Here is a 13,335-nt window from a genome sequence, read left to right on the forward strand (position 1 = left end):
AGAGAGAAATTTTAAAGGAGTCACGTAATGCCATTTAGGGGTGATTTGAAAATTCAATGTTTTCAAGGGGACAATTATGTTCCTTTGGATAGAGCAAGGATAACTATAAGTCCCACTGGTCAATTTGTCTCACCTAATGCTAAGACTATACAACTTGTTACAGATTCTTCAGGATTAACACAACAGGTTCCGTTAGATACACCGCCATTAAATTATTCACAAACTCCAACAAATCAAATTCCTTATAGTCTTGCAGATGTTAGAGTAGAAAGGGATGGTTTTGAGCCACTATTTGTAAGAGGCTGTCAAGTTTACCCTGATAGAGTTGCTTTTCAGCAGTGCAGGATGATACCAGTATCTAATACCAGACAGCAGCAGGACATCATAGTTATATTACCTAATAAACTTGTGGGCAACTTTCCACCTAAGATACCAGAGTCTCCAGAAAAGGTTATGCCGCCTCCAGCTAGTGGCGTAGTACTTCCTTATCCTGTTGTTCCTGAATATGTAGTAGTCCATCAAGGTGTTCCTAATGATGCTTCGGCACCTAACTACACAGTTAAATACAAAGATTATATAAAGAACGTAGCTAGCTCTGAAATATTTCCTACTTGGACTGATAATACTATAAGGGCAAATTTATATTGTATAATATCATTTACTCTCAATAGAATATACACAGAGTGGTATAGAGGAAAAGGAAAAAACTTTGATATAACAAGTTCTACTGCCTATGACCATGCTTTTAGTTATGGCAGAAACATATTTGACAATATAGACAGAATAGCAGATGATATATTTTCATCCTACGTAAAGAGACCAGGAAGAAGACAGCCACTGCTAACTCAATATTGTGATGGTAAAAATGTTCAGTGCCCAGGTTGGCTCACACAGTGGGGCAGCAAATATCTTGGCGACGAAGGGAAAGCACCTTTTGATATACTAACAAGCTTTTATGGTACAGATCTTGAGCTCACTAGAGCTGATCAGGTAAAAGGAATCCCAAGCTCTTACCCTGGATATAATCTTACTGTAGGTGCAAAAGGAGAACCTGTAAGGACTGTACAGACCTTTTTAAATAGAATATCTGTAGCATATCCTCTTATTCCAAAGCTATCAGTAGATGGAGATTATGGCCCTAACACTGCAAATTCAGTTAAGGTATTCCAAAGTGTATTTAATTTGCCGCAAACAGGAGTCGTAGATTACGCTACCTGGTATAAGATTTCTGATGTATATGTAGGTGTTAGTAAAATAGCTGAGCTTAGAGGTAGTAGCTATGATACAAAAGAAGTGGGAGTAGAGAGAACATTTTTCCCACCATCAACTAATATTTACAGAAATGATGATGTGCCTTATGTACAATATTTTGATGATTTATATTAAGGACAACTTTTTTATATACAATACAAATACAATGCAGGCTACTTTAGGTAGTCTGCTTATTTTTATTAAATAGATAGATTATATATTTATATTTTTAATAAAGCTAACTATAATGGAATAGTATACAAAAATTGTGTAGAATATTGGCGAATTATTGTCTTTCTATGACTATTTATTTTCGTATAATAGGAGTATAATTAATAGAGATGATAATGGTTATTAAATAATAAGGAGGATTCTTATGAAAGGTACAGTAGTTTCTACGTGGCTTAAGACTTGTAGAAGACTTTACGGAGATGATGTTGTAGATAGTGCTATGACTAAGGTCTCTTGGGATAGCAATAAGATTTTTACACCACTAGAGAATGTAGATGATAAGGTAATAGGAAATGTGATAAGATACATAGCCGAAGTTAGGCAGATGGAGATAGGAAGGCTTTGGCACATATTAGGTGAAAATAACATAGATACTTTTTATAATGATTACCCAGCTTTCTTCAGAAAGTTAAATTTATATACATTCTTAAAAGCAATGAATGATGTACATGCTGTTATAATGAGAAAGTTTGCTGGAGCGAAGCCTCCTGCTTTTCAATTAGAGCCAGTAAGCAAGAATCAAGCTATATTTGTATATAATTCACCAAGAGGAATGTTTGATTATTTTCAAGGGTTACTTATCGGAAGTGCTAAAAGGTTTGGTGAAGAGATAACAATAGAAGAAGTTGCAAGGACAGAGACTTCACTTTCTCTTAAATTAACTTTTCAATATGAAATAATAAATAGGAAAAAGTTTAGAATTAATAAAATCCTATCTCTTGGCTTTATAAGAAATATAGGCATAAAGTCAGCTATACCAACTTTTGTAGTTACAGCTATTCTAGGAGTAATACTAGCTGGAACTATCAATGGTCTTATATTAGCTGGAGTTGCCTCTGTTATATCTGCTTTATTCACAAGTATTATGCTTTCTCCAAGAAAGGTAATAATAAATGAGCTTAATGCTATGGCAGAAAGAAAGTATAGTAATTTTCAGCTGGAATCTAAGGATATGTTCGAAGACATATTCAATAGTATTGTTGGAGTTAAGAATATGTGGTCTCAAGACTTAACTTCCTTTAATAGTGTTACAGATGAAATGAATGTATTTTCAAAGAATATGTTTGATATAACAGAATCTATGAAGTTTACTACTGATGAAATCAGCGGATTTTCTGGACAAGTTGCAGATATGGCAACAGAGCAAGATATAAATACAGAAAAACTAGTAACTCAAATAAATAATAACATTGAGGAAATAAATTCATTGGTAAGCAGTGAAAATAAGAATAAAGCTGAGCTTGATAAAGCTGTTTTAAAGATAGGTGACAGCTACGAGCATGTAGAAAAGTCAAGCAGGAATATAGAAGAATCACTTAAATCCTTTATGGGAGTAAAAGATAGTGGAAGAAGACTACAAGAAAAAGCTTTAGATATAACTAGTATAGTATCTATCGTTTCTGGAATATCAGAACAGACTAATCTACTAGCTCTAAATGCTTCTATAGAAGCAGCTAGAGCAGGTGAACAAGGTAGAGGCTTCGCAGTTGTTGCTGAATCTATAAGAAAGTTAGCAGAACAATCAAAGGATGCTGTTGGTGAAATAAACTCAAATCTAGACACCTTTGCTAAAGACATAAATGTACTAGTTGACAATATAGATGATCAGTATAAGATACTGGAAACAGAGACTTCCTCACTTAGAGATGTTAAGGATATAAGCTTTGAGGCTAAGAATTCAATACAAGAAGTTTCACAAGCAATAAATACTTCTATTGAAGCTCTTAATAGAGAAGCTGATTCTATACAAGAGATGTTTAAGAGTATAGATTCCTTAGCTGCTATAGCAGTAGAAAATGCAGCAGCTTCAGAAACTGTAAGTGCAAGCATTGATGACTACAAGAAGGAAATAGACAAGACCATTGAGAGCATAAGAAAGATTGAAGGAATAATAGATGTATTTAAGAAGGAATTAGCTAAGTATAATATATAGTCTTTAATACATAATAAATGCTACCTAATGCGAATTGATACAAGATTCGTGCTGGGTAGCTTTTTTGTTTTTCGTAAGAAAAACTTAAGAAATATGAAAAGTAGTTTGTAAGATTTTAGCTATATTATTAAAGAAAAGGTTTAGGAGGGAGTTGCATGGTATAATATTGTAGAATTGTATTAATAGGGGGAAGAGACTTTGGCAAAGTACAATGTTTTAGTGGTAGATGACGAAAAAGAAATAACCGATGCTATTGAGATATATCTTATGAATGAAGGGTTAAAGGTGTTTAAGGCCTACGATGGGTTAGAGGCTTTAGAAATTTTGATGGACAACGACATTCACTTGATTTTAATGGATATAATGATGCCTAGATTGGATGGATTAAAGGCTACTTTTAGGATAAGGGAGGAGAGGAATATCCCTATAATAATTTTGTCCGCAAAATCAGAAGACGCGGATAAGGTCTTAGGACTTAATATGGGAGCTGATGACTATATAACAAAGCCTTTCAATCCCTTAGAGCTTGTGGCAAGAGTGAAATCTCAGCTGAGAAGATATTTAAATCTTGGCAATTATAAGAGTTTAGAAAAGGGTGAGTTAAGAGCAGGTGGTTTAGTTCTCAATACTTTAGATAAAAGTGTCTCAGTTGATGGAGAAGAAATTAAACTAACTCCAAGAGAATATAAAATCTTAGAACTTCTGATATCAAATCAGGGAAGAGTTTTTTCTATAGATGAGATATATGAAATAGTATGGAATGAACCAAGCTATAACAGTGAAAATACAGTAGCGGTTCATATAAGGAGAATAAGAGAAAAGATTGAAATAAATCCTAAGGAGCCGAAATACTTGAAGGTGGTGTGGGGAATTGGATATAAAGTCGAAAAGCAAAAGTAAGTTTCTAAAGGTAATTGCATCATGGGTAGCTGTATTCTCTCTGGTGACTATATTGTTTGTTGGGTATGATGTTTTTGAGCATAGCGAGTATATTGAGGAAGATGGTTTTTATAAAACCTCTGACTTTATGGTTAGATTAAGAAATATAAGTGAGGATTTAGTTGATTATGTACAAAAATATAAAAATGAAGACTATGTAAAAACTGTCCCTGATGATGAGGTGAAGGTCAAACAAAATGATCTGAAAGATCAGTTGGAAAAGGAAGTTAATAATATAAATAATAATTTTTCTTATAAAATTAGCGATGCACAGAATAGACAAGACAAAGATGAAGAAAGTAAGTTAAACAAGGAAAAGAATGAACAAATTAAACAAGTAACTGAGAAATATGAAAAGCAGATAAATGATGTAGTTACAATAAAAAATGAGATAATAGATGTTAAGTTAGAATCCCTAAAAATGTTAGATAATAAACTTAATTCTTATAAAAATCTAAAATATTATATTATAAACAACAAAGATAAAACCGTAAAATCAAATATAAGTAATAGTACTAGTTATAGCATAGATGATTTTAAGAAAGCAATAAGTAAGAATATGGGCTTTTATATTAGAAATTATTCTCAAGATTATGATGTACTGCCGACTACCTATGATTGTAATATAAAGTTTTCTGATTCTAGTAATAGTAAGGATATGCTAGATGATTTAGCAGGATTCTTAGCTGGTAATACTGTATATCTAAGTGTTAACAAGTATATAACTGAGGGAGACGCTTTGTATTTACAATATATAAAATACCTTGACTTGAAGGCAACTATGTATGGAGAGACACTTGTAGCTTTAATAGCAGCAGTACTTCTAGCAGTGAGTTTATTTATGTTAATAAGAGAAAGAAGAACTGATGAGATTAAAAATTTAAATCTTTTAGATAGAATACCTATTGAAATTAAGTTAGCATTTATAATTACTAGCTTCTGTATAACGTTTTTCATAATGACGGATTCTAGATTATTTTATGTGTTTTCTTCAAGAGATTATTCATATATAGCTTTAGCCATTATTCTGACATCTACATCTTTATTCATCTTAATAAAAGATATTGATAGGATGAGGGATAACAGTATAAGAAGCGTAATTTTTAACAGTTCAATTCTGCACAAGATACATTTGTTTTTTAAGAGGATTGCTAGAACAATAAAAGAAATGTTATATATAAAAAGTGTATTTTTTAAGCTAATGTGCTTTGTGATTATTACTTTAGTAATTATATTGTCGGCTACGATTTTTATTATTTTATTGTTTAGTCCTGATGAAATGATATTAGGGTTAATACTATTAGCTTTTGTAATATTATTTAGTTTATTTACGATTGCCTACAGTTTTAGGAATGTTGCTATGATAAATAAAATAATTATAGGAGCTGAAAGAATATGTAGTGGAGACTTAAACTATAGCATAGAAGCCAAAGGAAAAGGAAACCTAGCTAGATTGGCTAATAATATAAATAACATGAAGGCTGGACTTAAGAATTCTATAGAGAATGAGGTTAAAAGCGATAGATTAAAGACGGAGCTTATAACTAATGTATCTCATGATCTAAAGACTCCATTAACTTCTATTATTAACTATGTAGATTTGCTAAAAAAAGATGATATTTCTCCTGAAGAGATGAGGGATTATATTAAAGTCTTAGATAGAAAGTCTCAAAGATTAAAAGTTCTAATAGAAGATCTTTTCGAAGCTTCTAAGGCTGCCAGTGGAGCTTTAGAGTTAAATATAGAAAAGGTAGAGGTAAGCTCGCTTCTCAAGCAAACCTTAGCGGAATTTGAAGAAAAGATAAAAGAAGCAGAGTTGGACTTTAGAGTTAGTTATCCAGAAGAAAAGTTATATATAATGGCTGATGGTAAAAAGCTTTGGAGAGTGTTTGAGAACCTAATAACCAATATACTTAAGTATTCCTTGAATAGAACTAGGGTTTATATTTTAATGGTCAATGAAGACGGAAAGATAAAGATATCGATGAAGAATATCTCAGCTTATGAATTGGAAATAGACTCGGAAGAGTTAGTTGAAAGATTCAAAAGGGGAGATAAATCAAGAAATACAGAAGGTTCTGGACTTGGACTTGCTATAGCTAAAAGCTTGGTAGAGCTTCAAAAGGGAGTTTTCAATATAGAAATAGACGGAGATCTTTTTAAGGTAATAATGGAATTTACTGAAGTAAAATAGATATTCTAAGAAAAAACATGCAGAAAGGCATTTAACTGTGTCCTTATGCATGTTTTCACTTTATATAATTTTTTTTCTGTTTGAAGTACTTTGCTGAAATTAAGTGGTCAGTGATCCTATGATTAAATGAGCTTGCGCTAATTACTCGCTCATATAGCAGCTACTTCATAACCACTTAATTTCAACAATATTGTTGAACATAGCCAAACTTTTGATTAATCTAAGTTTAGTGACTAGAATTTTTTAGTATAGATTAATAAAAACTTCTTATTTTATACGCCTTCATTTTTAAAAGATGGTACGAAAGTTTCGCTGTTAGTGCCAGAGTCTTGTATAAAGCCATTGGTAACTCCTATAGACAAAGCATAGTCTATAAGAGAATCATAGTGGTTAGGGTTTAGAACTCTATTTATTTCTGGATATTCATTGGCCCTATGCATAGGAGTATACTGATTCATTATGCTTATGTATACATCATTGCCAAAGGAATTAAAGATATCATCAATGACCTTTTTGCTATCAAAAAGAAGACCTGGAAGCATAAGATGTCTTACTATTACTCCTTTTTTTATGATACCTCTTTCATCAAATTGGGGTGTTCCAACTTGTCTTAGCATCTCACTGATTACTGCGTTTATATTTTTAGTATAATCCTTAGCTTTTGAGTAGTTAACAGCGTATTTGTCACTAAAGTATTTGTAATCTGGAAGATATACATCTATAAGTCCATCTAAAGCCTTAATGGTATCTAAGGAATCATATCCATTAGTGTTGTAAAGTATAGGTATACTTAGACCTTTGCTTTTAGCAAGGTTCAAAGCTTCAATAATCTGAGGAACATAATGTGTAGGAGTAACTAGGTTTATATTATTAGCTTTTTTTTCTTGAAGTTCTAGAAATATTTCGCTCAATCTTTCAATAGTTATTTCTTTACCGTTGTACTGTTGACTTATCTCATGATTCTGACAGAAAACACATCCTAGATTACAGTGAGAAAAGAACACTGTTCCAGATCCTTCACTTCCAGATACACAGGGCTCCTCCCAAAAGTGAAGCTCTGCTCTAGCTACCTTTATTTTCTCGCTGGCCTTACAAAAGCCTACGCTGCCATCTAATCTGTTTACTTTACAGCTTCTATTACAAAGCTCACAGCTCTTTAACATATCCAAATAACTCAATATTAACACCTCAATATATAGTTTTTAACTCAACTATTAATTTATAAGTGTCAGAAAAACCAAGGGAACTTATATTTTCCAACAATAATAAACTAATTTTCGATATAGGAACTTCTTAATAAAAATCTAAATAAATAATATCATAAATATTGTATTTAATCTCTATAAAATTATATGAAAAACCTTGGTAGTCCTCATTATAACTATATATTTATATGAGTTTTTAATTATAAAATCATATAAATATTTGTTTTAATAAATATAGTTTTGAGCCTTCTAATATCAAATGTACTTCTAAAAATAATCTTTAAAAATCAAGTTATCAATACTTTAAATTGTAGGCATTAATCACGTTGTATACATAAATTTCCTGAAGGTTTATAATCAAGGTAATGTATGATTTTTTAAATTTTTGAAGTGATGAATTAACATATAGTAAATTGTTCAACAATCAACTTAGTGCAGCAAAACTTTTAACTTTTATTAGAAATAAATTGGAGGAAATAAGAATGAAGTTTTATGAGTTTGGTGATAAGAATAATCCATCACTGTTTTTAATACATGGTACAGCAAGTCACTGGCAATTGAGCTTTGGACAGGCTATAGAAGGACTAATAGATCAGTATTATGTAGTTTGTGTGGCTATAACTGGGTATGATGACAATGATAGTACTGAGCTGATTTCTATATCAGAAGAAGTGGATAAATTAGAGGCATATATTAAAACTAATTATGATAATAAGATATTTGCCATTTATGGCTCTTCTTTAGGCGGTTCCATTGTGGCCAAGCTGCTGGAAAGAGGAAATGTATTAATGGATCATGCTATTACTGGAAGTACAGACTTTGACTATATGTCAGGGGTAAAAGCAATAATTTGCTCAATAATATTAGCAAGGGTATTTTATAAATATGCTAGGGATGGAGAAATAAAAGGCATTCTTAAGTTATTTGTTAGATCAGAGGAAAGTAAAAAATATCTAGAAGACTTGCATAAAGTGATTTATAAAAATACAACCTATGAAACTTTATATAAGGAATACTATACTGACTTAATAATGACAATTGATGATAATATAAGAATAAAGAAAACCAAAGTTCATTGTATATTTGGAATGAAGGAAGATGTTGATAAGCTGGTAGGTAGATATAAAAAGCATTTTCCTGAGGCTGAGATAATTGGTTTAGTTGGCCTGAACCATGAAGAATTATTATTTAAAGAGCCAAAAGAATGGGTTAATATGATAAAAACTTTATTAAAGCAAGGTGAATATAGGTATCATAGAGGTACTCAGAAATTTAGTTAATCTAATTATTGTAATTTTGCTAAGCGGTATTAAGCTTTATATGAGTCTATGTGAATAATAAAAGAGCATATTTAAAATTTTATAAAGATTAAAGAAAAAGAAGCCAGGCATAAGATGGTAAAGAAATACCTTTTTATACATGGCTTTTATTGATAAGCTTTTATATTTTTTCAACAAACATCTTTTAAATATTAGCTACTTTAGTTTCTTAAAGTAGAAATATAGGCATTGGCTTATAAATATAAGGCTTAAAACTCCAAACATAGGGTAAAGAGTAGATATTAAGTTAGTGAAGCCAATTTGGGATACTAATATAGCTAGTCCAATTACTAGGAAAATTGCAGTATCATACTTTATATTAAAAGATTTATCTAAGGTTTTAGAAATTGAGTATACGTCAGATACTTCAGTTGAAAACATTTCTAACCATATTATAGCAAGAAGCACCACTTGAATAACTCTTCCGAATCTGTTTGTGATGTATAAGAGTGGGATTTCATATTCATATATATATGGTTGATTTAACATAAGCATTAGATTTATAGCCATACATAACAGTGTTAGTCCTATTGCACCGATAGATATTCCTATTATCATAGTCTTAGTCTTTTTCATTTCTGTACTCAAAGGAACCATTACACCTGAACAGCACAGGATGTTGTATCCAGAGTAAAGAATTGTTGATAGCCACCAATTGTTCTTTTGAGCTCCTAGACTTCTAAGATGAGTTATGGTAATCACATCTTTATAGAAAACTAAATACAAGATTAATATTGTTGAAATAACTAATACCAGTGATGGAACTATAAATGAGTTAACTTCTATCAAACCAGAAGTTTCACGAGTTAGTGCTAGCAACGCCGCTGTAGCCATAATTAAGGTGCCTAGTATTTTGGGAATACCAAAGAACTGGTTTAAAAGAGCGCCGCTTCCTGCCAGTATTATTGAAGCAGAAGATATAAGATAAAGTGTAGTTATAGCTCCTGTTATCTTTCCTAAAAAATTAGGACTTACTACGTTTATTACTTCCCCATAGGAACTTAAATTAAATGAAATACTAATCTTAGCCATTATGGAACACATAGCTATGTAGAATAGTCCACAAAAAATTATACCGATAAAGCTCTTATATCCATAAGAAGTAAAGAATTGAGTTATTTCTTTTCCAGAAGCTAATCCTGCTCCTACGATTGTGCCTATAAACACAGCAGCTATTTGAAACACCTTTAGGGCTTCTTTTTTCACGTTATCCCTCCATATGTATTGTTCATAATAAGTATATAGGGATTGTCCAACATTTATTCTAAAAACTTTAAATAATATTTTGCTTATAAGTAACTTTTAAAACTTATAATAGTTTTTATTTAAATGGAAAAGCTATTTTTATGAGCATCTGAATGTAAGGAGTGAAAGGGTATGAAAAAAAGAAGAGTAATTATAGCATGGTTATTAATTATGGTTACTATACTTGTTGGGTGCAAAAAAAGTGGAGAGAGTAGTGGAAGCGGTACAGAAAGCTTAGTGAATGAAAAACAAGCTATAAGAGTTGCGGAGAATTATATGACATACCTTTCTAGGAATGATTTTGAAAATGCCAGAAAGCTGTGTAGTTCTAAGCTGGCCAATAAGACTCAAGATCTTCATGATACGGATTTATCTATAGTTGACTTTTCTGTAAGTGAGATAAACCAGTCTGGGAAAAGCGCAATTATAAGAGCAAAGGTAAATAGATTGAAAAAGGGAGTGCCAAGAGCAGACATAGATGACTTCTCTATAAAAATCTCTAAAAAAGAGGGAGAAGTATATGAGATTGATGAAGTAAAGGCTGAAACCTTAGTGGAAGCTTTTGTGGACCAAGATAAGATAAAGCTAAAAGCAAAAGATGAACCAAAGGCTAAACTAGTTATATCAGTAAAAGATTTGCCTAAAGATATGTACCCAAAAACTAATGAGGCAAATATATTAAAAAAGGAAATACCAGCTAAAGAGTTCACTGCTATTAATTTCACTGCATCAGGGCAGCGTATGGGCATATCTACTAAGGATGGCAATGCCTCCTTCGTTGCTATATTAGAAGTAGAAGATGCAGTGCCTACTGCTGGATCACAAGGCGGCGGAGGTGGTGGTGGCGGTGAAGGCCAAGACCAAAGCAAACAAGAGGATCCTGATAAAAAGCCTTTAGCTAAAAAGGTAAAAGCAATTGATATATATGACAATGGGATAGTCCAAATGATTATGTTTTCTCAAGATGAGAACTATATGGCAGTGCAATATTTAGAAAGTGGTTCAATAAATAGGGTGAAGGCTTATAATGTTGCAAGTGGAAGTATGCTTGAAGCTAATTTTGATAAGATATTTCCATCTGATAAATATGAGTTAACTTTTTCTAAGTTTACAAAAACTGAGATGTTCTTTGAGGTAAAGGGTGTAAGCGGAAGAAATGATGTTAGGCAGGATGTTATAGGAATGTATAAGCTTGATTTTAAAGAACTTAAGGTTGATAAAGTTTAGAAGTCTGTAAAGGTAATTGTCTTCTAAAAAAAAGATAGTTAGTAATTCTTACAAAATAAAGGTCATGCATAAAAGGAATATATTTCATAATTTATGCATGACTAATATTTTAGGGTTAAGAAAAGTATAAAAGTTTTTGCCAGTTAGATCTAATAATTTCAAGGTATTAGTTGCTATTTGGGTTGAGTAGTAAAAAGTGAAATTATGTGACTTACCACAATTTGTTTACATGTATTCACAAAAGCAAGATGCGTAAAAAATATAAATTTTATTACCAGGTGGTGCATTCATATGCTTGTAGAAGTAGTGAAGCAAAACAGCTGTAATATATAATATTGCTTTTAGTAACGACTAAAGAGTAAAATGATGATATAATATTTTATTCTTTGGCTAGGTTTAAGAATATTGTTAAAATTAAGTGGTCATGAAGGAGATGCTATATGAGCGAGCAATTAGAATTAAATGATTTTTTCAGATGGAATGGCTTTAAAAATCACTAATACGTTCTTCATTAGTGATTTTTTGCGCATCTGCCTTTTCTGAACGCATGTGAAGAAATTCTGGCAGGCGACATATTCTCTCTCTTTACTCTTTATTTGAATAGCATTCTTAATGTTCTTGAGATTAAGATACATAAAACTTATAAAAAGTGAATGGTTAAATAAAGAGTAAAACTGTACTGTTCGAACGTAGTGAGTTTACAGTTTTAGCTATGGAATATGACAAAATCATATTAATTCTTTGCGCAAGATCATTAAAGCATCGGATGACTGAGCACTTAATTTCAACACAATACTTTAACAGAGACTATTCTTTATGAAAGGTTGATTATATGGAACAAAAGAAAATGTGGGGAAGTAAGCCATATCATACTTTAAACTACTTTTTAAGAGAAAAGTTTGGCGAAAAGGTATTTAAGATATCACTAGATGCTGGTTTCACCTGCCCTAATAGAGATGGAACTATAAGCAAAGGAGGCTGCCTATTTTGTAGTGAAAGAGGCTCTGGAGACTTTGCTGGAGATAGATGCTTTTCAATATCCTCTCAGTTTGGGGATATAAAAAATATGATGCTTAAGAAATGGAAGAATGGCAAGTATATTGCCTATTTTCAAGCTTATACAAACACTTATGCACCAGTGGAAGTTCTTAGAGAAAAGTATGAAGAGGCTTTAGCTCAGGAAGATGTAGTTGCTATAGCTATAGCAACAAGACCAGACTGTTTAGATGAAGATGTACTAGATTTGTTAGAAGAGATTAATAAAAAGGTATATCTTTGGATAGAACTTGGACTTCAGACGGTAAATGACGAAACTGCTAAAATAATAAATAGAGGATATAAGTTAGATGTCTTTGAGGAAGCTTTAAGGAAACTAAAAGAAAGATCCATAGATGTAGTGACTCACTGTATCTTTGGATTGCCTGGAGAGACAGAACAGGACATGATAAATACAGTAGATTACATTGCTCATAGTGGAGTAAAAGGTGTTAAGTTCCATCTGTTGCATCTACTAAAGGATACTCCTCTTGTAAAATTATACGAACAAGGCAAGCTTAGTTTTTTAACTCAGGAACAATACATAAACCTTATATGCAAAGCCCTAACCATGCTGCCAGAAGATATGGTAGTTCATAGGCTTACAGGGGATGCACCAAGGGATTCCTTGATAGGTCCTATGTGGAGTTTAAAGAAGTGGGAAGTATTAAATGAAATAGACAATAATATGCAAAAGTGTAATTTTTACCAGGGTTTGTACTTTGCTACAAATAGCTAAAAATAATTTTGTGATTT

9 protein-coding genes are annotated in these 13,335 nt (G+C 31.8%); 7 read left to right on the forward strand and 2 right to left on the reverse strand.

Features of this window, described 5'->3' with window-relative positions:
• Positions 1-27 precede the first annotated feature (27 nt).
• The 4 genes from GXK57_RS01180 (at position 28) to GXK57_RS01195 (ending at position 6,548) form a co-directional block, all read left to right on the forward strand.
• Entirely contained in the window at positions 28-1,386 is a 1,359-nt protein-coding gene (locus tag GXK57_RS01180; protein WP_160670210.1) for a peptidoglycan-binding domain-containing protein, read from the forward strand.
• A 241-nt stretch (positions 1,387-1,627) separates the two neighbouring features.
• Entirely contained in the window at positions 1,628-3,415 is a 1,788-nt protein-coding gene (locus GXK57_RS01185; RefSeq protein ID WP_160670213.1) for a heme NO-binding domain-containing protein, read from the forward strand.
• Between the two features lie 198 nt (positions 3,416-3,613).
• Positions 3,614-4,315, forward strand: a complete 702-nt coding sequence (locus GXK57_RS01190; RefSeq protein WP_160670216.1) for a response regulator transcription factor — start codon at positions 3,614-3,616, stop codon at positions 4,313-4,315.
• A complete protein-coding gene (locus GXK57_RS01195) occupies positions 4,287-6,548 on the forward strand; it encodes a HAMP domain-containing sensor histidine kinase (RefSeq protein ID WP_160670219.1) in 2,262 nt (753 codons plus the stop codon). The genes GXK57_RS01190 and GXK57_RS01195 overlap by 29 nt, the downstream gene beginning before the upstream one ends.
• A 272-nt stretch (positions 6,549-6,820) precedes the next feature.
• Here GXK57_RS01195 and GXK57_RS01200 read toward each other — a convergent pair whose 3' ends face one another.
• Complete coding sequence (locus tag GXK57_RS01200; RefSeq protein ID WP_160670222.1) at positions 6,821-7,726, reverse strand: radical SAM protein; 906 nt, start codon at positions 7,724-7,726, stop codon at positions 6,821-6,823.
• 509 nt (positions 7,727-8,235) lie between these two features.
• Here GXK57_RS01200 and GXK57_RS01205 point away from each other — a divergent pair.
• Positions 8,236-9,033: an alpha/beta hydrolase gene (locus GXK57_RS01205; RefSeq protein ID WP_160670225.1), complete on the forward strand. Its 798-nt coding sequence runs from the start codon at positions 8,236-8,238 to the stop codon at positions 9,031-9,033.
• A gap of 195 nt (positions 9,034-9,228) precedes the next feature.
• Here the strand turns inward: GXK57_RS01205 and GXK57_RS01210 are convergent, their stop codons facing one another.
• Positions 9,229-10,278, reverse strand: coding sequence for a transporter (locus GXK57_RS01210; RefSeq protein ID WP_160670228.1), 1,050 nt, complete (start codon positions 10,276-10,278; stop codon positions 9,229-9,231).
• Between the two features lie 171 nt (positions 10,279-10,449).
• Here GXK57_RS01210 and GXK57_RS01215 point away from each other — a divergent pair, with 171 nt between their 5' ends.
• Complete coding sequence (locus GXK57_RS01215) at positions 10,450-11,544, forward strand: hypothetical protein (protein ID WP_160670231.1); 1,095 nt, start codon at positions 10,450-10,452, stop codon at positions 11,542-11,544.
• 832 nt (positions 11,545-12,376) lie between these two features.
• A complete protein-coding gene (locus tag GXK57_RS01220; RefSeq protein WP_160670234.1) occupies positions 12,377-13,318 on the forward strand; it encodes a TIGR01212 family radical SAM protein in 942 nt (313 codons plus the stop codon).
• Positions 13,319-13,335: the final 17 nt, after the last annotated feature.

This window comes from Clostridium sp. C8-1-8 (genome assembly GCF_009928445.1).
Classification (GTDB): domain Bacteria; phylum Bacillota; class Clostridia; order Clostridiales; family Clostridiaceae; genus Clostridium_AR.

Excerpts from the sequence above, each read along its gene's own strand:
- GXK57_RS01180 (WP_160670210.1), top strand. The coding sequence starts at position 28 with ATGCCATTTAGGGGTGATTTGAAAATTCAATGTTTTCAAGGGGACAAT.
- GXK57_RS01185 (WP_160670213.1), top strand. The coding sequence starts at position 1,628 with ATGAAAGGTACAGTAGTTTCTACGTGGCTTAAGACTTGTAGAAGACTT.
- GXK57_RS01205 (WP_160670225.1), top strand. The coding sequence starts at position 8,236 with ATGAAGTTTTATGAGTTTGGTGATAAGAATAATCCATCACTGTTTTTA.
- GXK57_RS01215 (WP_160670231.1), top strand. The coding sequence starts at position 10,450 with ATGAAAAAAAGAAGAGTAATTATAGCATGGTTATTAATTATGGTTACT.
- GXK57_RS01220 (WP_160670234.1), top strand. The coding sequence starts at position 12,377 with ATGGAACAAAAGAAAATGTGGGGAAGTAAGCCATATCATACTTTAAAC.